The 21,096-nt window shown below is 72.8% G+C and carries 19 protein-coding genes and 1 tRNA gene; 8 read left to right on the plus strand and 12 right to left on the minus strand.

Annotated features, from left to right (window positions below; genetic code table 11):
- Positions 1-70: 70 nt before the first annotated feature.
- Both EF879_RS06615 and rny read left to right on the plus strand, forming a co-directional pair.
- On the plus strand, positions 71-775 hold the full coding sequence (locus tag EF879_RS06615; protein WP_123556822.1) for a 3-keto-5-aminohexanoate cleavage protein: 705 nt from the start codon (positions 71-73) through the stop codon (positions 773-775).
- A gap of 724 nt (positions 776-1,499) precedes the next feature.
- Positions 1,500-3,275: a ribonuclease Y gene (gene rny, locus EF879_RS06620; protein WP_123555865.1), complete on the plus strand. Its 1,776-nt coding sequence runs from the start codon at positions 1,500-1,502 to the stop codon at positions 3,273-3,275.
- Between the two features lie 361 nt (positions 3,276-3,636).
- Here rny and EF879_RS06625 read toward each other — a convergent pair whose 3' ends face one another.
- The 9 genes from EF879_RS06625 to EF879_RS06665 all read right to left on the minus strand — a co-directional run bounded on the left by EF879_RS06625 (position 3,637) and on the right by EF879_RS06665 (position 10,226).
- A complete protein-coding gene (locus EF879_RS06625; RefSeq protein ID WP_123555867.1) occupies positions 3,637-4,530 on the minus strand; it encodes an amino acid ABC transporter permease in 894 nt (297 codons plus the stop codon).
- Positions 4,530-5,204, minus strand: coding sequence for an amino acid ABC transporter permease (locus EF879_RS06630; protein ID WP_123555869.1), 675 nt, complete (start codon positions 5,202-5,204; stop codon positions 4,530-4,532). The genes EF879_RS06625 and EF879_RS06630 overlap by 1 nt, the downstream gene beginning before the upstream one ends.
- Before the next feature lie 82 nt (positions 5,205-5,286).
- A complete protein-coding gene (locus EF879_RS06635; protein WP_123555871.1) occupies positions 5,287-6,150 on the minus strand; it encodes a glutamate ABC transporter substrate-binding protein in 864 nt (287 codons plus the stop codon).
- A gap of 62 nt (positions 6,151-6,212) precedes the next feature.
- Positions 6,213-6,989 carry an amino acid ABC transporter ATP-binding protein gene (locus EF879_RS06640; protein ID WP_123555873.1) on the minus strand — a complete coding sequence of 259 codons (777 nt, stop codon included), beginning with the start codon at positions 6,987-6,989 and terminating at the stop codon, positions 6,213-6,215.
- A gap of 268 nt (positions 6,990-7,257) precedes the next feature.
- A tRNA-Sec gene (locus EF879_RS27160) sits at positions 7,258-7,353 on the minus strand.
- A gap of 110 nt (positions 7,354-7,463) precedes the next feature.
- Positions 7,464-7,973 carry a hypothetical protein gene (locus tag EF879_RS06645; RefSeq protein WP_158624120.1) on the minus strand — a complete coding sequence of 170 codons (510 nt, stop codon included), beginning with the start codon at positions 7,971-7,973 and terminating at the stop codon, positions 7,464-7,466.
- A gap of 335 nt (positions 7,974-8,308) precedes the next feature.
- Positions 8,309-8,572 (minus strand): hypothetical protein, encoded by a 264-nt coding sequence (locus tag EF879_RS06655; RefSeq protein ID WP_123555879.1) that lies wholly within the window; start codon positions 8,570-8,572, stop codon positions 8,309-8,311.
- Positions 8,569-8,814 carry a hypothetical protein gene (locus EF879_RS06660; protein ID WP_148086371.1) on the minus strand — a complete coding sequence of 82 codons (246 nt, stop codon included), beginning with the start codon at positions 8,812-8,814 and terminating at the stop codon, positions 8,569-8,571. The genes EF879_RS06655 and EF879_RS06660 overlap by 4 nt, the downstream gene beginning before the upstream one ends.
- Positions 8,815-9,029: 215 nt before the next feature.
- Positions 9,030-10,226, minus strand: coding sequence for a helix-turn-helix transcriptional regulator (locus EF879_RS06665; protein ID WP_123555885.1), 1,197 nt, complete (start codon positions 10,224-10,226; stop codon positions 9,030-9,032).
- Between the two features lie 919 nt (positions 10,227-11,145).
- Between EF879_RS06665 and EF879_RS06670 the strand changes: the two genes are divergently transcribed.
- On the plus strand, positions 11,146-11,628 hold the full coding sequence (locus EF879_RS06670; protein WP_123555887.1) for a hypothetical protein: 483 nt from the start codon (positions 11,146-11,148) through the stop codon (positions 11,626-11,628).
- On the opposite strand, the gene EF879_RS06675 is transcribed toward EF879_RS06670, so the two are convergent.
- Positions 11,577-11,837: a DUF2277 family protein gene (locus EF879_RS06675; RefSeq protein WP_123555889.1), complete on the minus strand. Its 261-nt coding sequence runs from the start codon at positions 11,835-11,837 to the stop codon at positions 11,577-11,579. The genes EF879_RS06670 and EF879_RS06675 overlap by 52 nt on opposite strands.
- 126 nt (positions 11,838-11,963) lie before the next feature.
- On the opposite strand from EF879_RS06675, the gene miaB reads away from it, so the two are divergent.
- Positions 11,964-13,484 carry a tRNA (N6-isopentenyl adenosine(37)-C2)-methylthiotransferase MiaB gene (gene miaB / locus EF879_RS06680; RefSeq protein WP_123555891.1) on the plus strand — a complete coding sequence of 507 codons (1,521 nt, stop codon included), beginning with the start codon at positions 11,964-11,966 and terminating at the stop codon, positions 13,482-13,484.
- Positions 13,485-13,523: 39 nt separating this feature from the next.
- On the opposite strand, the gene EF879_RS06685 is transcribed toward miaB, so the two are convergent.
- Positions 13,524-14,732 (minus strand): DUF349 domain-containing protein, encoded by a 1,209-nt coding sequence (locus EF879_RS06685; RefSeq protein ID WP_123555893.1) that lies wholly within the window; start codon positions 14,730-14,732, stop codon positions 13,524-13,526.
- Positions 14,733-14,942: 210 nt separating this feature from the next.
- On the opposite strand from EF879_RS06685, the gene EF879_RS06690 reads away from it, so the two are divergent.
- The 3 genes from EF879_RS06690 to dapF are packed head-to-tail and all read left to right on the plus strand — an operon-like array spanning position 14,943 to position 17,522.
- Positions 14,943-15,680 carry a hypothetical protein gene (locus EF879_RS06690; protein ID WP_123555896.1) on the plus strand — a complete coding sequence of 246 codons (738 nt, stop codon included), beginning with the start codon at positions 14,943-14,945 and terminating at the stop codon, positions 15,678-15,680.
- A complete protein-coding gene (gene miaA, locus EF879_RS06695) occupies positions 15,650-16,666 on the plus strand; it encodes a tRNA (adenosine(37)-N6)-dimethylallyltransferase MiaA (protein WP_123556826.1) in 1,017 nt (338 codons plus the stop codon). The genes EF879_RS06690 and miaA overlap by 31 nt, the downstream gene beginning before the upstream one ends.
- A 7-nt stretch (positions 16,667-16,673) precedes the next feature.
- Entirely contained in the window at positions 16,674-17,522 is an 849-nt protein-coding gene (gene dapF / locus EF879_RS06700; RefSeq protein WP_123555898.1) for a diaminopimelate epimerase, read from the plus strand.
- Between the two features lie 232 nt (positions 17,523-17,754).
- Here the strand turns inward: dapF and EF879_RS06705 are convergent, their stop codons facing one another.
- Positions 17,755-19,236, minus strand: coding sequence for an NAD-dependent malic enzyme (locus EF879_RS06705; protein WP_123555900.1), 1,482 nt, complete (start codon positions 19,234-19,236; stop codon positions 17,755-17,757).
- A 373-nt stretch (positions 19,237-19,609) separates the two neighbouring features.
- Here EF879_RS06705 and hflX point away from each other — a divergent pair, with 373 nt between their 5' ends.
- A complete protein-coding gene (gene hflX, locus EF879_RS06710) occupies positions 19,610-21,061 on the plus strand; it encodes a GTPase HflX (RefSeq protein ID WP_199736185.1) in 1,452 nt (483 codons plus the stop codon).
- Positions 21,062-21,096 lie beyond the last annotated feature (35 nt).

The raw sequence follows: 21,096 nt of genomic DNA on the forward strand, positions 1-21,096 counted from the left end.
GTCCGGGAGTCGGCGCACGCGGTTGCTCGGGGAGGTGACCGGGATACGCGGTGGGAGCGAGGGGGAGACCATGCTGAAGGCCTGTCTCAACGGTGGGCTGAGCCGGGACGACCATCCCGCCGTGCCGATCAGCCCCGCCGAGCTGGCAGCGGATGCGACCCGGTGCCGGGCCGCCGGTGCGGCGGCGGTGCACGTTCATCCCCGGGACGCCGCCGGACGAGAGTCCCTCGCGCCGGCCGACATCGCCGCGGCGGTCACCGCGATTCGCGCCGCCTCGCCGGGCCTGCCCGTCGGGGTCAGCACCGGCGCCTGGATCGAGCCGGACCCGGCGGCCCAGGTGGCGGCCATCCGGGCCTGGACCGTGCTGCCGGACTTCGCCTCGGTCAACGTGCACGAGCTGGGCGCCGAGGCGGTGGCCGGCGCGCTGAGCGAGCGCGGGGTGGCGGTCGAGGCCGGAGTCTGGACAGTGAACGCGGTGTCGACGTACCGGCGGTGGCGGGTGCCCTGTCTGCGGGTGCTGGTCGAGTGCATGGAGCCGGAGCCGGCCACCGCCCTGGCGACGGCGCGGGCGATTCTGGCCGCGCTGCCGGCCGGTGGGCCGCCGACGCTGCTGCACGCCGAGGGGCCGGCGGTCTGGGAGGTGCTCGCCGAGGCTGTCCGGCGCGGGCTGTCGACCCGGGTGGGGCTGGAGGACATCCAGAGCCTGCCGGACGGCTCACCCGCCTCCGGAAACCCCGCCCTGGTGGCGGCGGCGGTGGCGCTGGGAGCGGGTTGAGGCGGGGACGCCGGCTGGGGTGGTGGACCGTGGCCGGACCGCCGGCGTCGCGGACCCGGCCCGGTGGCCCTGGCCTGGCCCGGTGGTCCCGGCCTGGCCCGATGGCCCTGGCCTGGCCCGGAGCGGGAAGCGCGTCCGGCGACGCCGACCGGTCCTGCTCGGCGGCGGCTACCGTGAGTCGGATACCGGACTTGCCCCGCTATGCCCGGTATCATGTCGGCGCGCCGTGAGCGCGTGGGATGCGTTGCGTTAGGGACCCCACCGGATCATGAGTTTCTTGACCGGACGCCCCATCGCGACCTAGCCTCGCCTTAGACGAGTTTTCCCGACCATTGCAGGCTAAGCGCACAACATAGATCGCGTAACAGTACGGCATCACTTGGGCCAGGTGTCCCTTGGCCAGATAGCCGGCTACCGGGCGGGCCGGTCCGGTAAACCGTGGTACCACATCTCGGCCGTCGGCGGTGCTCCCCGGGGCGCTGCCAGATGGCCGTACCGTCGGCCAGCCGCCTCGGTCGGGCGTCGTGACAGCCGTAGGGGGCGCGCCTCACCCACAGGCGTAGCCCTCCGGCGCCGGACGGCTAGGGGAGGCGGCCATGACCGAGCGGGCTACGGAGAGAGAGGGCGCCCGGGCGCGCCGTGACGCCGCGCGCGGTGGCGGGGCCGGGATCGGCCGGCCCACGACCGACGCCGATGGCGAGCGTGAACGCGGCGAGGTGGCGCCGTGAGCGGCGTGGAGTGGATCCTGCTGGCCGCGATCGTCGGGCTGGCCGTACTGGTCCTGGTCGCCATCGTCCTCGGAGCCCGGGTGCTGCGCCGGCTCGCCGCGGCCGCCCCCGCGACGCTGCCGGACGATCCGGCGTTCATCGCCGAGAAGGACCGGCAGGAGCAGTCGCTGGCGGCGTTGCGCAGCGCAGCCGACGAGGCCTCGTCCAGCGTCGACATGGCCAAGGCGGCGGCGGCCGCGGCTCGGGCGGACGCCGCCGCAGCGAAGGCCGAGGCCAGGGCCGCCCGCGCGGAGGCGCGCCGGTTACTGGATGCGGCCCGCGCCGAGGCGGACACGGTTCTCGACCGGGCGCACCGGCAGGCGGAGGCAGACGCGGAGCAGGTCCGGGCGGCGGCCCGGCGCAGCGGCGAGCGGGAGATCTCACTGCTCGCCTCCACGGCCCGGGAGCAGGCCGCCGAGCTCGAGCGGCGGGCGCAGCGGATGGACGAGCGGGAGCGGCTGCACGCCGAGGAGGTCGAGCGCCTCGCCGAGCGGGAGCGCCGGCTGATGACGACCGCGGCCGAGCTGGCGGAGCGCGAGGCGGCCCTGGCAGCCCGGGAGGCGGCCCTGGCCGAGGCGGAGGAGCAGCGGAGACGGGAGCTGGAGCGGATCGCTGGGCTCACCGCCGAGGCCGCCCGGGCCGAGCTGATCGAGACGATCGAGGGCCAGGCCAAGCGCGAGGCGGCGATCCTGGTTCGGGAGATTGAGGCGGAGGCCCGGAACACCGCCGAACAGCGGGCCCGGCACATCGTGGTCGACGCGATCCAACGGGTGGCGAGCGAGCAGACCGCGGAGAGCGTGGTCAGCGTGCTGCACCTGCCCGGCGACGAGATGAAGGGCCGGATCATCGGGCGGGAGGGGCGCAACATCCGGGCCTTCGAGTCGGTGACCGGGGTCAACCTGATCATCGACGACACGCCCGAGGCGGTGCTGCTCTCCTGCTTCGACCCGGTACGCCGCGAGATCGGCCGGCTGACCCTGGAGAAGCTGGTGCTCGACGGCCGGATCCACCCGCACCGGATCGAGGAGGTCTTCGAGACCGCCAAGCAGGAGGTGGAGCTGCTCTGCCAACGGGCGGCCGAGGACGCGCTGGTCGAGGTCGGCATCACCGAGATGCACCCGGAGCTGGTGAGCCTGCTCGGTCGGTTGCGGTACCGGACGTCGTACGGGCAGAACGTGCTGAAGCACCTCGTGGAGACGGCGCACATCGCCGGGATCATGGCGGCGGAGCTGCGGCTCGACATAGCGACGGTCAAGCGCTGCGCGTTCCTGCACGACATCGGCAAGGCACTGACCCACGAGGTGGAGGGGAGCCACGCGCTGATCGGCGCCGATCTGGCCCGCAAGTACGGCGAACCCGAGGAGGTCGTGCACGCGATCGAAGCACACCACAACGAGGTGATGCCGCAGACCATCGAGGCGGTGCTGACCCAGGCCTCGGACGCCTGCTCCGGCGGCCGGCCGGGCGCGCGCCGGGAGAGCCTGGAGGCGTACGTCAAGCGGCTGGAGCGGATCGAGGAGATCGCCGCCGGCAAGCCCGGGGTGGAGAAGGTCTTCGCGATGCAGGCGGGCCGGGAGATCCGGGTGATGGTCAGGCCGGACGACGTCGACGAGATCGGCGCGGCGGTGCTGGCCCGGGACGTGGCCAAGCAGATCGAGGAGGAGCTGACGTACCCGGGGCAGATTCGGGTGACCGTGGTCCGCGAGTCGCGGGTCACCGAGATCGCCCGCTGACGGCGCGCCGCGCCCGGCGTGACGGCCGCGGACCAGCGGACCGGCGTCGCTGCCCGGGGCGTCCCCTGGGGCCGGCGGCGGGGCCGGGGCGCCGAGAGGCCCGGCCGTGGGACCCGCGAATGGCGCCCGTCCCGGGCGAGAGACGGGTGTCGGCGGGTCCTGGGCCAGCCCTGAGCTGTGCCACACCCGTGCCCCTGGTCGGCGCCCACGGGCGTGCCGTCCGGGGAGACCGGGAACGCGGCGTGGTCGCGGGGCTGACCCCCGAACCGTGCTGGCGGTTGCCGCTCCTCGAGCGGCAACCGCCAGGGAGAGGTCAGCACCCGGCGCCGCCGGAAGGCGCGGCCTCGGGGCGCGGCTCGGCTCAGGCGCCGACGACGGCGCCCTGGTCCGTCGTGCCGGACGGCAGCGGCGGCGGTGTGTCGGCGCTCTTCGGGGTCCGCCCGCCCCGGCTGCGGGTCCGCCGTTCGAGCCAGCCGGCGAGCAGGGTGAGCAGCGAGTTGATGACGATGTAGATCGCCGCGATCACCATCGCGGCGGCGACGACGTTGCCGAAGTTGGCGGAGAGGTCGTTGACGCCACGCTGGAGCAGCTCGGGGTAGGCCACGATGTAGCCGAGGGCGGTGTCCTTGAGCAGGACGACGAGCTGGCTGACGATCACCGGGAGCATCGACCGGGCGGCCTGCGGGACCAGGATGTGCCGCATGACGAGGGTCTTGCGCATGCCGAGGGCGTACGCCGCCTCGGACTGGCCCAGCGGCACCGCCCGGATCCCGGCACGGAAGGCCTCGGCGAGGACCGAGCCGTTGTACAGGGTGAGTCCGATGACCACCGCCCAGAAGGCCGAGACCGGCGCCTGGATCAGGAACGGCACCGCGTAGAAGATGAAGAAGATCATCAGCAGCAGCGGTACGGCCCGGAAGAACTCGACGACCGCGCCGCACGGCACCCGGATCCACCAGTGGTCGGAGAGCCGTCCGACCGCGAAGATGACGCCGAAGGCGAGCGAGAGCGCCATGCCCGTGGCCGCGGCGAGCAGCGTCGCGCGCAGGCCCGACAGGATGAACCCGGTCCAGGTGTTGGCCTCGAGGAACGGCTTCCAGAGGTCGCCGGCCCACTGCCCGGCGTCGTCGAACTTGCGGTAGATCCACCAGAGCAGGGCCAGGATCGCGACGCCGAAGACGACCGTCAGGATCGTGTTGCGGACCTTGGCCCGGGGACCGGGGTGGTCGTAGAGGACCGACGAGGTGTTGCTCATCACCGCCTCACCGCCAGCCGGTTGGCGAGCCAACCGAAGAGGTAGCCCGTCGGGATCAGGAGCAGCGCGAAGACGCCGGCGAAGACCGCGAAGATCAGGATGCCGGCGTTGCCGTACGAGTTGATCAGGTCCTTCATCACGCTGGACGACTCCATCAGGCCGATGGTGCCGACGATCGTGCTGTTCTTGCAGAGCGCGATCAGGATGCTGCCGAGCGGCGCGACCACCGCCCGGCCGGCCTGCGGAAGGACGATGATGCGCAGCGTCTGGGCGAACGTGAGGCCGATCGCCCGGGCCGCCTCGGCCTGCCCGGCCGGCACGGTGTTGATGCCGGAGCGGACCGCCTCGCAGACGAACGCGGCGGTGTACGTCGAGAGCCCGATGACCCCGAGCCAGTAGATGTTCAGATTGAGGTCCTCGGAGAGGCTCAGGCCGAGCGTGCTGTAGAGCCCGAAGTAGCAGAAGAAGATGATCAGGGTCAACGGCGTGTTGCGGAAGATGTTGACCCAGGCGGCGCCGAAGAGCCGCAGTACGGGAATCGGCGACACCCGCATCGCGGCCAATATCACGCCGAGCACCAGTGCGAGTACTGCGGAGGCGCCGGTCAGCTTGAGGATCCAGAGGAAGCCCGACACCGTCGCGTCGATATTCCGCGGATCGCTGAATACGTCCATGTCCTTGCTCCTGGAGAGCACATCGGGCCCTGAACGACGGTCGGGGCCGGCGGATCGTCACCGCCGGCCCCTGGTCGGTCGATCAGGCGGGGCAGTGGGTCAGCTTGCTGGTGTCCAGCGTCGGCGCGGGGGTGCCGCTCTTGCCCAGGGTCTTGTCCCAGGCCGCCTTGTAGCTGCCGTCCGCCGCGGCGGCGGTGAGGATCTCGTTGATCTTCTTGCAGCCCTCGACGTCATCCTTCTTCAGGCCGATGCCGTACGGCTCGGTGGAGAAGGGCTTGCCGACCACCTTCAACTTGCCGGCGTACTGCTCCTGCGCGGCGTAGCCGGCGAGGATGATGTCGTCGGTGGTCATCGCGTCCACCTGGCCGTTCAGCAGCGGCTGCAGGCACTTGGTGTACGCGTCGAACTGCTGGAGCTTCGCCTTCGGGAAGTCGGTCTGGATCCGCTTGGCCGGGGTGGAGCCCGTCACCGAGCAGACCGTCTTGCCGTCCAGCGACTCCGGCCCGGTGATGGTGGTGTTGTCCGCCTTGACCAGCAGGTCCTGCCCGGCGACGAAGTACGGCCCGGCGAAGCTGACCTTCTGCTTGCGTTCGTCGTTGATGGTGTACGTCGCGATCACCAGGTCGACGGTGCCCTGCTGGATGAACGGCTCCCGGTTGGCCGAGACCGTCGTCTTCCACTCGATGCCGCTCTCGTCCACGCCGAGGCCCTTGGCAATGATCTTGCCGATCTCGATGTCAAAGCCCTCGTACGTGCTGCCGGTCTGCAACCCGAGGCCGGGCTGGTCGGACTTGACCCCGATGACCAGCTTCTTGCTCGACTGGGCCTTGCCAATGATCCCGGACGCGCTGCTGCCCGAACCGGCGTTGTCATCACCGCCGCAGGCGGCAACGGTGAGCGAGAGTGCCGCGGCCGTGGCCATCGCCGCCACGCGCGTGATTCGCATTCCTCTTCCCCTTCTTCGACGTTGCGCGCCGGCCAGCCGACCGGGCGCTCCACACGGGACGCCTAGTGCGTCAGGACCTTCGACAGGAAGTCCTTGGCCCGCTCGCTGCGCGGGTTGGCGAAAAACTCGGCGGGCGGAGCGTCCTCGACGAGTTGGCCGTCGGCCATGAAGATGACCCGGTTGGCGGCGTGCCGGGCGAAGCCCATCTCGTGCGTCACCACCACCATGGTCATGCCGTCGGCGGCGAGCGACGTCATCACCTCGAGCACCTCGCCGACCATCTCGGGATCGAGGGCGCTGGTGGGCTCGTCGAAGAGCATCGCCTTGGGCTGCATGGCGAGGGCCCGGGCGATCGCGGCCCGCTGCTGTTGGCCGCCGGAGAGCTGGGCGGGGAACTTGTTCGCCTGGCTGGCGATGCCGACCCGGTCGAGGAGCGCGAGGGCTCGCTGCCGGGCGGACTCCGGCTTCTCCTTCCGCACCTTGATCGGCCCGAGCGTGACGTTCTCCAGGATCGTCTTGTGGGCGAAGAGGTTGAACGACTGGAAGACCATGCCCACCTCGCTACGCAACCGGGCCAGGGCTCGGCCCTCGGCGGGCAGCGGCTGTCCGTCGAACGTGATCGTCCCGGAGTTGATCGGCTCCAGCCGGTTGATCGTCCGGCACAGCGTCGACTTGCCCGAACCGGACGGGCCGATCACCACGACCACCTCGCCCCGGTTCACCGAGAGGTTGACGTCCTGTAGCACGTGCAACGGGCCGAACCACTTGTTGACTCCGTCAAGCCGGATGAGCGGTCGGTCGGTACCACTCAGTTCGCCCGCCTGGCTCCGCTCGGTCATGCCCCACCTGTCTCGTCCACGGTCTGTGACACCGGATTCTGCTGAATCGGTGACGCAACTCTAGGAGACCTGACGTGCTGGGACATCATCGACTTCATCACGGGGCGGTAACGACGGACACGACAATGGACACGATCCGTCAGGGTGACGCGACTGTTCGTGGCCGACCCGGTCTGATGTGCGTCTGCCGGCGGCGAGGTCGGGGGCCTGCGGGCGGACCGGACCGGAGGTCGGGGGCGAAAACGGGCGGCGCCGGTGTCGGCGGGGGTGGCGGAGGCGTACGGGGATCGAACCCGCCCGACCGAGCTCCTCGGCCGCATCGGTTTTGAAGACCGTGAGGACCACCAGGTACCTGCCCGCCTCCGGGGCCGGCGGCGATGTTCCGTCCCTGATCGTAGCTGGTGTCCGGTCTGCTTGCCCGCCAACCGCCGCTGATCACGCCGGATTCTGGACACGTCAGGGACACGTCGGGCATCAGCCCGCCGCCTCGCCGCGCTTCCGCTGCTCCGGAGTCAGCCGGATCACCGCCTCCGTCGCCTGGTCCAGAACCGCGCGCCGAACCTGCTGGTCGAGATCGCGCGTGATTCCCGTCCTGTTGTGCCCCATCTGCGCGCTGACGATCCGGAGGTCGGTGCCCGCCTTTAGCCGCAGCGTCGCCGCGGTGTGCCGGCCGCCGTGCAGCTTGATCGGCGGCAGCCCCACCGACCGGGCGAGATCCCTGAAGTGCCGAAAGACGTACTCGGGGGAGTAGGCTTCCCGTCCGCCTGACAGAAGATCAGGTCGTTGTCCTCGTACGCCCTTCGGCTGCTGATCGTCGCCCCGGCCACGTGAGGAGGCCTGATGCGACTGCTCTGGCTGCCTGACGTGCTCCGGTCCGCCGGGCTCACCCTGCACGAGGTCGGTGGGTGGCGTGATCGCGGGGTCGAGCTCCTTCGACCCGCACGGGATCATCGTCCACGAGGCCAGGGGATCCCGGACGAGCACCGACGCCGGTGAGATCTGACCGTACGTCCTCCGGCGGCCGATGCTCGTCGTCCGTCACGGATCACCCACAGCGCCCACTCCTGGCTGGGGCACCAGCCGGGCCGGCATTGTGAGCAGGCGTTGCCCTCCGCGTGCCAGGTGATGATCCGGTAGGCGTCCTCAACGGCGGGCCCCGGCCGACCCTCGGGCACCATCATGGGCGGCCGCCCGGGTCAGGGCGTCGACCCGCACCAGCAGGTGCAGGCACGGGGCGTGGACGGGGGTTGACGTCCATCCGCAGCGCGGCTGCTCGTGACCGACCACCCACACCCACAGGCCGGCCTCGTCCTGCCGGATCACGGTCCGATGCACGCGCGAGACACGGACATGTCGAGATGAGCGCCGGGCGGCAGCCTTGCGCAGTGCGACCACTCGTCCGGCCCGAGCCTGAGGAGCGTGCCGGAGGGAATGTCGGGGATCGAGACCGCCGGGGTCAGGTGCGGGGGCCGGGCGGCCGCCGCGGCAGCGTCCCGGGCCCGCCGGGTCTCGGCGGTCATCGCCCGCACCACAGCGGCCGTGGCGGCCGGCGGCGGCAGCTCCGGCCGCGGGTCGCCGCTCACCGGCCACCTCCGGTTCGGTACTGGCGGGCCCGCCCCCACGTCACCAGCGGCAGCCCGTCGATCCGGGCCGGCCCGATCCACGCCATCTGCCGCCGGTCGCGCTCCTCGCGTTCGCGCCGGGCCAGCTCGATGACCCGCTGCCGGGCGGCCTCCACCCCAACCATGTCCTGCTCCCGCGCCGCGCGCTCGACCTCGACGACACGCCGCCGCCGGCGGCTCTCCCACCACGCCCTGATACCCACCGTCACCTCCCACCGGTCACCCCGCCCCGGACCCCAGGCCACGAAGCGGGGCTCTCCACCTGATCGGATCACCGGCCCGGGGTGTGGACTTCGCGGGCCACCCCGGACCGGCAGGGCGCCTGGGCCTGCTGCGTACGCCCAGCCCGGGCGCCCTCACGGAGGAACGTAGACGTGTTCACGGAGCGCCACGGGGACAAACTGTCCGCGTGGGACGGCTACCCGTCGAGGCCGATCGCGAGCGCCAGCTCCCGCGCGTCCTCGCCGACCGTGCCGCGCCGGCCGGTCAGCTCGAGGACCGCCATCCGGGCGTGCGGCCGGTGGCGGACGGTGTCGCCGCTCTCCCGCAGCGCGCGGCCCAGCAGGTGCACGACCGCGACGTCCTCGCCGCGCATCATGTAGGCGCGGGCCGCGTCAACGAGGTGGGTTGCCCGGCGGGTGCGGGACGGCAGGGACGAGTAGTCGGTGGCGGTGGCCCGCCGGGTGGCCTCCCCGGGGCGCACGAGGTCGATCTCCACCGTCACCCCGTACGCGGCAACGGCGGTGGGGCCGAACATCAACCAGGGGTGGGAGTATCCGTCGCCGAGCCGGGCTGCGGTCCGGTCGGCGGTGTCCCACGCTCGCCACGCCTGCCCGGCCCGGCCCGCCTTGGCGTGCCCCAGCGCCAGGCCGAGGTGCAGCTGTCCCCAGCGGGCGGCCTGCTCCGGGCCGGCGGCGGGGTCGAGCATCGAAGCAGCGTCGGTCAGCACCTGCTCGGCGGCGTCGACCTGGTTCGACGCCCGGTACACGTGCGCGTAGTACCAGGCCGCGGCCGCGATGGCGCCCGGGTCGTCCGCGTCCTGCGCGGCGGTCATCGCCCGGTCGGCGGACAGCCAGACCAGCTCGGGGTATGGCTGATCGGCGGCGTAGAGCTGGGCCAGGTGGTAGACCCGGGCCAGCTCGACCAGCGCCGCGCGGCGCGCGGCGCCGTCGAGCCGGCGCGCGGACACCCGCGTGGCGTCGAGCAGGTCGGGCAGCACGGCGGCGACCGCGCTTCGCTCGGTGGAGGAGCGGTGCCAGAGCGCCCACGCCTGGTCGACCCGGCCGCGGAGCACGTCGGCCGGGGTCGGGTCGCCGACCGGCAGGGTGGTGCGCTGCAGCGCTGCGGCGATCCGGTCGGCGTCGGGGTGACTGGCGCGGGTCACGGAGGCGACCGGGAGGGACTGGTGGCCGGTCAGGTCGGCCAGGTCGGTGATGTCGAGGACTTCTGCGAGGCGGATCAGCATCGGCAGCCGGGGGGTGAGCAGGCGGCCGGTTTCCAGGGCCTTGACCCATGCTTCGCTGCGACCGACGAGACCGCCGAGGACTGCTCTGGTCTTGCCCGCGCGCTCTCGGTGGGCGCGAAGTCGGGCACCGAACGGTGCCGGGTCGGACATGGTCCACGCTCCCAGGTAGCGGTCTGGGCGGCGGCCCGCCGACCGCTACTCCGGCGGGGCCGCCACTTCGGACGGTACCCGGTCCAGCAGGTTGACGGGCTCACCCACCGGGACAGCTCTCCGGTACCCGTTGCCGAGACCTGCACCGCCGTGGAAGCGGCGCGCAGGGGAGGGGCCCACAGTATGTCCCCCTGCGCGCGGCGGTCGGCGGCCTCCTGTTCGCGGCGCAGCTCGGCCAGGGCGCGGAGCCGGGCGACCTCGGCCTGGGTTTCGGCGGCGCGAGCCGCGGCCACGGCGGCGGGGTTCGGGGGCGGGGTCCGGCGGAGCAGCTTCACCGTGTACCCGCCAGCCGGAGCACCAGGCGGAGCCGGGACAGCAGCTCCCGCGCGTCGACCAGCGACAGCCGGTCGACGCGCTCCTCGTCGCCGAGGAACGCCGTGAGGATCACCGACGGGAGGGCGCCGGTTCGAAGACCGTGAGGACCACCAGGTACCTGCCCGCCTCCGCGGCTGGCGGCGCTGTTCTGTCCCTTATGGTAGGCATGTCCGTCCGTTCCGCTCGGCGTGCGGCGGGTCCGGTGGACAATCACGCGCTTCCGGCCGGGTCGGCGGGAGACCGGTCGGGCCGAGCCTGCCTCACACTTGTCCGATGCCTGACGTTTCGTACTTGCGCTGACCACGTAGGGTGAGCATCCCGGGCGCGTCACACCGGAGTGGTGGATGCGTCTGACTACAATAGGTAGTCAAGGGTCGTCTATTTCGGCAGATATGGTCACAGACCGGTAACTTAGCCGCGCTCGACCCGGTCCGCCCGGCACCATCGGGGTGAGGGCCGCCCACCCGACGACCGGGGGTGGCCGACGCGGGCGCCCGACCACGAGGCGTGGCCGGGCGGTACCGAGCAGAGCGAGGAGGCGGCAATGATCGAGCTGTGGAACTGGAGGATCGAGGGGCGCGTCGCCGCCACGGAGATCCGTCCCGCGCTCGCCGACGCGCTCGGCGTACCGGTGCTGCCGCTCGGCGCGATCGACCCGGCGGACCTGTCGCAGGGCGCGGTGCTCGCCGATGTCTGGCACCGGCCCGGCGACTTCCCGACCGCCGTCGACTGCTACGCCGTGCCGACCGGCGCGGTGGAGGTGGTCGCCGTGGCGGCGTTCGCCCGCCGGCTGCGCCGCGCCTGCCTGCTGCCGGACGACACCCTCGACGCCGGGCGGCACCTGCTGGTCACCCCCGACGGCACGATCCGTCCGGTGCACCTGGACGTCCGGGAGACCGACGACGGCGTGATCCTCTCCAACCAGCGGCTCTGTACCGTGCTGAGCCCCCGGTGCCGGGGCTGGGCACCCTGTCATCAGTCCCGCTGGGTGCCGGACTCCGTGCTGCCCGCCCTCGCGGCGGCCTGACCACCGCCGCGGACCACGAGCCGGTCCAGCAGGGTTCGGGTCGCCTCCGCGACCGCGGCCACCGCGGCGTGGAACGCCTCGGCGTTGTGCGCGGCCGGGGTCCGGAACCCGGAGATCTTCCGGACGTACTGCAACGCGGCAGCCTCGATGTCCGCGTCCGTCACGACCTCGGTGTACGGTTCCCGCAGCGTCCGGATGCTCCGGCACATGGCGCTCCTCCTCGCTTCGCGATCTCTCGGCGTGATCGTCTCCGCCGCCCTCGATGCACGGGGGACGGGATCGCGCCGCAGGCATGGATCGGGCGTGCCGCCCGCTGCGGATACTCTGTCACTGTCATGACTACCGCAGCCCCGGGCAGCCCCCGCACCTACCAGGTGCGTACGTACGGCTGCCAGATGAACGTCCACGACTCCGAGCGGATTTCCGGACTGCTGGAGCAGGCCGGCTACGTCCGGGCCGCCGAGACCGACGATCCGGACGTGGTGGTCTTCAACACCTGCGCCGTCCGGGAGAATGCGGACAATCGGCTCTACGGGAACCTCGGCCACCTGCGTCCGGTGAAGGAGCGGCGGCCCGGGATGCAGATCGCCGTCGGCGGCTGTCTGGCCCAGAAGGACCGGGGAGAGATCGTCCGCCGGGCACCCTGGGTCGACGTGGTCTTCGGCACCCACAACATCGGCTCGCTGCCGGTGCTGCTGGAGCGGGCCCGGCACAACGCCGCCGCCGAGGTGGAGATCCTGGAGTCGCTGGAGGTGTTCCCCTCGACGCTGCCGGCCCGCCGCGAGTCGACGTACGCCGGCTGGGTGTCGATCTCGGTGGGCTGCAACAACACCTGCACGTTCTGCATCGTGCCGGCGCTGCGGGGCCGGGAGCGGGACCGACGGCCCGGCGACATCCTCGCCGAGGTCCGGGCGCTCGTCGCCGAGGGTGTGCTCGAGGTCACCCTGCTGGGCCAGAACGTGAACTCCTACGGCGTCGCGTTCGACGACGGCGAGCCGAACCGGAACCGTGGTGGCCGGTCGGCCTTCGCCGAGCTGCTCCGCGCCTGCGGCGAGATCGAGGGGCTGGAGCGGGTCCGGTTCACCAGCCCGCACCCCCGGGACTTCACCGATGACGTGATCGCGGCGATGGCCGAGACGCCGAATGTCTGCCACTCGCTGCACATGCCGCTGCAGTCCGGCTCCGACGCCGTGCTGCGGGCGATGCGGCGGTCGTACCGCGCCGAGCGCTACCTGGGGATCCTCGAGAAGGTGCGGGCGGCGATGCCGGACGCCGCGATCACCACCGACATCATCGTCGGCTTCCCCGGGGAGACCGAGGCCGACTTCGAACGGACCCTGGAGGTGGTCCGCGAGGCGCGGTTCGCCTCCGCCTTCACGTTCCAGTACTCCAAGCGGCCCGGCACCCCGGCCGCGGAGATGCCCAACCAGGTGCCCAAGCAGGTGGTGCAGGAACGCTACGACCGGCTGATCGCCACGGTGGAGGAGATCACCTGGGCGGAGAACCGCAAGCTCGTCGGCACCCCGGTGGAGGTGCTGGTCGCGGTCGGCGAGGGGCGCAAGGACGAGCGGACCGGCCGGATGTCCGGGCGGGCCCGGGACGGCCGGCTGGTGCACTTCGACGCCGGTTCGCTGGCCGGGCAGATCCGGCCCGGGGACGTGGTGCACACCGTCGTCACGTACGCCGCACCGCACCACCTCAACGCCGACGGTGAGCCGCTGGCCCACCGTCGTACCCGGGCCGGGGACGCCTACGAGGCTGGGCTGGCCCCGCGGCGGACGGCCGTTCCCCTCGGGCTGCCCACCGTCGGGGTGCCGCCGCCGGCACCCGCCCCGGCGGTGGCCTGCGACCGCTGACGGATGCGCCCCGGGGCCCTCGCGTCGCCCCGGGGCGGATCAGCTCGCCTGCTCGGCGAGTTGGAGGAAGCGCCGCTTGGTCTCCAGCGCCTGCTCGGCCTCGCGGATCCGCCGGGCGTCACCGGCGCTGCGGGCCCGGGCCAGCCGCTGCTCGGCCTCGGCCACCTGGTCCCGCATCTGCGCCAGCAGCGGGTTGGCCGACGGCTCGGTCCGCCGCCACGCCGAGTCCATCGCCTGCCGAACCTTCTCCTCCACCGCCCGCAGCCGACGGTCGAGCCCGGCCGCCGCCTCGCGTGGCACCCGGCCCACCTCGTGCCACTGGCCCTGGATCTCCCGGAGCTTGGCCTGCGCCCCGCGCGGGTCGCCGTCGACGTCCAGCGCCTCCGCCTCGGCGAGCAGGGCCTGCTTCCGCTCCAGGTTGGCGCGCAGTTCGGCGTCCCGGGCCGAGAAGACCTCGCTGCGTCGCGAGAAGAACGCGTCCTGCGCCCCCCGGAACCGCTCCCAGAGCCGCTCCTCGGCCTCCTTCGAGGCTCGGGGCGCGGCCTTCCACTGTGCCATCAGCTCCCGCAGCCGGGCGGCGGTCGGTGCCCAGTCCGTCGAGTCCGCCAGTGACTCGGCCTCGACCACCAGTTGCTCCTTGAGGGCCTGGGCCTGCTTCCGCTGGGCGTCCAACATGGCGAAGTGGGCGCCGCGGCGTCGGGTGAAGGCGTCCCGGGCGGCGGCGAACCGCTTCCACAGCTCGCCGTCGGTCTTCTTGTCGACGCCGCGGATCGTCTTCCACTCCTCGAGGATCTCCTTGAGCCGGTCCCCGGCAACCTTCCAGCCGGTCGACTCGGCCGCCAGCTTCTCGGCCTCCTCGACGAGCGCCGTCTTCCGGGCCACGGCCTCGGCCCGCGCGGTCTCGCGCGCCGCCCGGGCCTCGCCCACCTTCTCCTCGGCGAGGACGGCGAGCCGGTCCAGCCGGGCGGCCAGCCCGTCGAGGTCGCCGACCACGTGCGCGTCGGCGAGCGACGCCCGCAGCCGGCGGATGGTCGTCAGCGAGCCGGAGGGATCCGCCGCCCCGGAGTTGAGGCGGGCCTCGGCCAGATCGACCTCGGTGACCAGATCGGCGAAACGGCGGGCGAAGTGGGCCAAGCCCTCCTCCGGTGATCCGGCCTGCCAGGAACCGACCACGCGCTCGCCCTCGGCCGTCTTGACGTAGACGTTCCCGTCCTCATCCACGCGTCCAAAGGCAGTCCAGTCACTCATGTGCCCATCCTCGTTCTCCCGACGTCGCCGGGCTGGGGGTCCCGAGCGTACGCCGCCACGGCGCAGCGAAGTTTCTCCCGGCATTGTCACAGGTCCAACCCGGTCCCCGTCGAGCGCCTATCGTCGACCGTGACCATACGGTGTCTTTGGCCGCGCGGGGATCGGCCCGGCCCGCGCCCGGACGCCCGGCCCGGTCGCTACGGTGGGGCCGTGCCACTGGTCGCCGCTGCCGTCTGTCCCCATCCACCGATCATCGTTCCCGCGCTCGCCGGGGCGGCCGCCGGCGAACTCGACGGCCTCCGAGAGGCCTGCGACGCCGCCGTCGCCCGACTTGTCGACTCCGGTGCCCGTCGTCTCGTCGTGGTCGGCGCCGACACGGAGACCCAGCCGTACCACCTTCCCATTCGGAGCTCGTTCGCGCCATGGGGTGTACCGGTCGAGGTCGTCCTCGGCGATCCGGCCGAGGCCGCGGTGGTGCGGCCGCGGTTACCGCTGAGCCTGATGGTCGGCGCCTGGTTGGCGAGCCGCCGGCCCGGCGGGCAATCGCTTCCGTGGCGGCTGTGGGGCGTGGCGCAGCGGGCCGAGGTCGCCGAGTGCGTCCGGCTCGCCAGCATGATCGGCGAGGACGACGGGCCGTGGGCGCTGCTGGCGATGGGGGACGGCTCGGCCTGTCGGGGCGAGCGGTCCCCCGGGTACGACGACCCGCGCGCCCAGCCGTACGACGACGCGGTCGCGGCGGCACTGGCGGCCGCCGACGGTGCCGCGCTGCTGGCCCTGGAGCCCCGGTTGTCGGCGCGGCTGCGGGTCGCCGGGCGGGCGCCCTGGCAGGTTCTCGCGGCGGCCGCCCGCGGCGGTGCCTGGCGCGGAGAGCTGTCCTACTACGCGGCGCCGTACGGGGTCAGCTACTTCGTCGCGACCTGGACCCCGGCGCCGGGAGCACCGCGGTGACCGCGTCGGACCCCGGCCGCGCCGGTGGTGCCGCGGACCCGGGCGGGGCGGCTGGCCGGAGTCGGGACACCCCTGGCCGGGGGCGGGTGGTGGCGGTGGTCGGGCCGACGGCGGCCGGCAAGTCCGCGCTGAGCCTCGCCCTGGCCCGCGCGCTCGGCGGTGAGGTGGTGAACGCCGACTCGATGCAGCTCTACCACGGCATGGACATCGGGACCGCCAAGCTCACCCCGGCCGAGCGGGACGACGTGCCCCACCACCTGCTGGACATCTGGCCGGTCACCGCGCCAGCGAGCGTCGCCGAGTACCAGACGCTGGCCCGGGCCGCCATCGACGACATCCTCGCCCGGGGCCGGGTGCCGCTGCTGGTCGGCGGGTCGGGGCTCTACGTCCGGGCGGTGCTGGAGGAGTTCGACTTCCCCGGCACCGACCCGGCGGTGCGGGCGAGGCTGGAGGAGGAGCTGCGCCAGCGGGGACCGGCGCCGCTGTACACCCGGTTGCAGGCGGCCGATCCGGTGGCGGCGCGGAACATCCTGCCCAGCAACGGGCGACGGATCGTCCGGGCACTCGAGGTGATCGAGCTCACCGGAGCACCGTTCACCGCCACGCTGCCCCAACCGGTCCCGTTCTACGACGCGGTCCAGATCGGGGTCGACCTGGAGACCGGGCTCCTCGACGAGCGGATCGCGGTGCGGGTGGACCGGATGTGGGAGGCCGGGCTGGTCGAGGAGACCCGGGCGCTGGAGGTCCAGGGGCTCCGCGCCGGCCGGACGGCCAGCCGCGCCCTCGGCTACCAGCAGGTGCTGCGGATGTTCGACGGCGAGCTGACCGAGGCGCAGGCCCGGGACGAGACCGTCCGGGCCACCCGGCGGTTCGTCCGCCGCCAGCGTTCGTGGTTCCGGCGCGACCCCCGGATCACCTGGCTCGACGCGGCCCGCGCGGACCTGGTCGAGGCCGCCTTGGCGTTGGTCGCCGCGGCTCGGGAATGATGGGGGCGTGCAGTTCACCAAGGGCCACGGCACCGGCAACGACTTCGTCATCCTGCCCGACCCCGACGGTCAGCTCGAGCTGACCGCGGCGGTCGTGGCCGCGCTCTGCGACCGGCGGCGCGGCATCGGTGCCGACGGCGTCCTGCGGGTGGTACGGGCGGCGAAGCACCCCGAGGCGGTCGCGTACGCCGGCACGGCCGAGTGGTTCATGGACTACCGGAACGCGGACGGCTCGCTCGCCGAGATGTGCGGCAACGGCGTCCGGGTCTTCGCCCGGTACCTGACGGCGCACGGGCTCGCCGGCCCGGTCGGCGGCACCCTGCCCGTCGCCACCCGCGCCGGCGTGGTCCGGGTCGAGGTCCGCGCGGGGGAGCTCGCGGTCGATTTGGGCGTGCCCCGGATCACCGGCCGGGGCGTCGCCACCGTCGGCGGGCTCACCCTCCCCGGCACGGCCGTGGACTGCGGCAATCCGCACCTGGTCTGCGTCCTGCCGGCGAACGTCGAACTGGCGGCCCTGGACCTCACCCGGATGCCCGGGTTTGACGCGGCGCTCTTCCCCACCGGCGTCAACGTCGAGTTCGTGAATCCAGCGGAGCCGGTGGCAGGGGCCGACCTGCACGTGCGGATGCGGGTCCACGAGCGGGGCTCCGGGGAGACCCTCTCCTGCGGCTCGGGGGCTTGCGCCGTTGCGGCGGTGGTGCTCCGGGACGCCGGTCGCCGCGCCGGGGTGGTGGCGGTGGACGTACCGGGCGGTCGGCTGACGGTGACGGTCGACGAGCGGACCTGCTGGCTCGCGGGGCCGGCGGTGCTGGTCGCGCGGGGCGAGGTGGACCTCGCCGCGCTGACCGTCGCCTGAGCCGGGCGGGATCGCCTGGGCCACGCGGGATCGGCTGAGCCACGCCGGGAGATCGCCGGCGCCGGGGCGGGCAGGTCGCGCCGCGCCCCTCACCGCGGGAGTCGAGGCCGTTTCCGACGCGCTGGTCCTTTCGCGGATCGGCGCGTCCGGATGGGTGTCGGCCGGTGAAGCAGGGGCGACGGCGCCCGTCCGAGACGGGCCGGACGGGCACCGCCGGCACCGGCGAGCGCGGTCAGCTGGAGAGCGGGTTGACTGGCGCCGCGGCCTCGGCGGCGATCTCGGGCAGGTCAGCCGGTCCCGGGTCGGCGGCCGGCGGGGGAGCGGGGTGGCGGGTCGCGGCCCGGACCGCCGCCGCCACCGCGGGTGCGACCCGGGAGTCGAAGACGCTCGGCACGATGACCGTGGGATTGATCTTGTCCGTCCCGACCACGTCGGCGATGGCCCGGGCGGCCGCGATCGCCATCTCCTCGGTGAACTCCTCGGCGTGCGCGTCCAACATTCCCCGGAACACCCCGGGGAAGGCGAGGACATTGTTGATCTGGTTCGGCTGGTCGGACCGGCCCGTGGCGACCACCGCGGCGTACTTGCGGGCCTCCCGCGGATCCACCTCCGGATCCGGGTTGGCCAGCGCGAAGACGATCGCGTCCGGGGCCATGGTGGCGATGTCCTCGCCGGTCAGCAGGTTGGGGGCGCTCACCCCGATGAAGACGTCCGCGCCGCGCAGCGCGCTGCGCAGGTCGCCGGAGAAGTTCTCCCGGTTGGTGTTCTCGGCCAGCCACTGCCAGGCCGGGTTCAGCCCGGTCAGGCCGCGGTGCAGGGCGCCCTGCCGGTCGTACGCGATGATGTCGCCGACGCCCTGACGGAGCAGCAGTTTCATGATCGCCGTACCGGCGGCGCCGGCGCCCGAGACGACCACCCGGACGTCCGCGAGCTTCTTGCCCACGACACGCAGCGCGTTGGTCAGCGCGGCCAGGACGACGATCGCGGTGCCGTGCTGGTCGTCGTGGAAGACCGGGATGTCGAGCAGCTCGCGCAGCCGGGTCTCGATCTCGAAGCAGCGGGGCGCGGCGATGTCCTCCAGGTTGATCCCCCCGTACTGCGGGGCGATCGCCCGGACGATCGAGACGATCTCGTCCGGGTCCTGGGTGTCGAGCACCACGGGCCAGGCGTCGACCCCGCCGAACCGCTTGAAGAGCGCCGCCTTGCCCTCCATCACCGGCAGCGCCGCCGCCGGGCCGATGTTGCCCAGTCCGAGTACGGCGGAGCCGTCGGTCACCACCGCGACCGTGTTCCGTTTGATGGTGAGTCGCCGCGCGTCCCTGGGGTTCTCGGCGATCGCCAGGCAGACCCGGGCGACCCCCGGGGTGTACGCCCGGGAGAGTTCGTCGCGGTTGCGCAGTGCCACCTTCGGCGAGACCTCGATCTTGCCACCGAGATGGAGCAGGAAGGTACGATCCGAGACCTTCCGGACATCCACCCCGTCCAGGGCGGTCAACGACCGCACCACCTGGTCGGCGTGGTTCGCGTCCGCGGTGTCGCAGGTGAGGTCGACGATGACGGTCGTGGGGTCCGAGTCGACCACGTCGAGCGCGGTGACGATGGCGCCGGCCTCGCCGACGCAGGTGGTCAGCCGGCCGATGGCCGAAGCGTCCGCCGTCACGCCGATCCGGATGGTGATCGAGAATCCGGCGCTCGGCAGTCGGGTGATCGCCACGTCGTCCTCCGTCGTCGTCCCGCGGCGTCGTTGCCGCCGTCAGCATTCTGACCGCCCGCGGGCGACGGGAAACCGCTGCCCCCGGCGGTGGTCGCCCTGTGGCGACCCGGATCACCCTAGGACCGTCCGGAAACGGTCCTGACGCCAGGCCCGGCCCGTCGAGGCATCCAGCAGCGACGGAGGGGCATACCCCGGTCGACGGCTCCGCGCCGGGGGGCGTCGGACGGCGCAGCCGGGGGATATAGCGGGTGCGTAGGGCCGTCGGCCGTGTCACGATTGGTGCCACTGCCGCCGAGGCCGAAAACGGCAGGATAGGCGACACCAGACAGCAAAGACGCCAGCCGGGCGTCGGGGCCCCATACAGGAGGGCGGATTGCGAGACCAGGAGAGCTTCGTTCGGCTGGCCGACGAGGATCTCGACCCCATCGTCCTCGGCGGTGACGACGTCACCACCGGTGAACTGGAACTGGAGGACCGCCAGGCGCTGCGCCGGGTCGCGGGTCTCTCCACCGAACTCACCGACGTCACCGAGGTTGAGTACCGGCAGCTGCGACTCGAGCGGGTGGTCCTGGTCGGCGTCTGGACCGAGGGGACCGTGACCGACGCGGAGAACTCCCTGGCCGAGCTCGCGGCGCTCGCCGAGACCGCCGGGTCGCAGGTGCTGGAGGGGCTGATCCAGCGACGCAGCCGCCCCGACCCGGCCACCTACATCGGTCGGGGCAAGGTCGACGACCTCGGGTCCGTGGTCCTCGCCACAGGGGCCGACACCGTGATCTGCGACGGTGAACTGTCGCCCTCGCAGCTGCGCAACCTGGAGCAACGCATCAAGGTCAAGGTCGTCGACCGGACGGCGCTGATCCTGGACATCTTCGCCCAGCACGCCAAGAGCAAGGAGGGTAAGGCCCAGGTCGAGCTGGCCCAGCTCGAATACCTGCTGCCCCGGCTCCGCGGCTGGGGCGAGAGCCTGTCCCGGCAGGCGGGTGGGAGCGCGCGGGGCGGCGGCTCGGGCGGCGTCGGCCTCCGCGGCCCGGGTGAGACCAAGCTCGAGACCGACCGGCGGCGCATCCGGCACCGGATCGCCCGCCTACGCCGCGAGATCAAGGCCATGCGGACGGTCCGGCAGACCAAGCGGGCCCGGCGGACCCGGAGCAACGTTCCGGCCGTGGCGATCGCCGGTTACACGAACGCGGGGAAGTCGAGCCTGCTCAACCGCCTCACCAACGCCGGGGTCCTGGTGGAGAACGCCCTCTTCGCCACCCTCGACCCGACGACCCGGCGGGCCTACACGTCGGACGGCCGGGTCTACACCCTGGCCGACACGGTCGGATTCGTCCGGCACCTGCCGCACCAGATCGTCGAGGCGTTCCGCTCCACCCTCGAGGAGGTCGCCGACGCCGACCTCATCATGCACGTGGTGGACGGGGCACACCCCAACCCGGAGGAGCAGGTTCGGGCGGTCCGGACGGTGTTGGCCGAGGTCGGCGCCGACAAGCTGCCCGAACTCCTGGTGGTCAACAAGATCGACGCGGCGGACGAGGAGACCCTGCTCCGGCTCAAGCGCGAGTGGCCGGACGCCGTCTTCGTCTCCGCCCGGACCGCCCGCGGCATCGACGACCTGCGGGCCGCGATCGAGGAACGGCTGCCGCGACCGGCGGTCGAGGTGCGGGCGATCCTGCCGTACGACCGAGGCGACCTGGTGGCCCGGGTGCACCGGCAGGGAGAGGTGCTCGGCACCGCCCACCTGCCGGAGGGGACGAGGGTCCACGTCCGGGTCGACGCGGCGCTCGCGGCAGAACTCGCGCCCTACCAGGAAACAGCCGGATGAGGCTGGCCGACCGCGACACGGCCACGGTAGGTTGA

Origin of the sequence: Micromonospora sp. HM5-17 (assembly GCF_003762835.1) — a bacterium.
Lineage (GTDB): Bacteria > Actinomycetota > Actinomycetes > Mycobacteriales > Micromonosporaceae > Plantactinospora.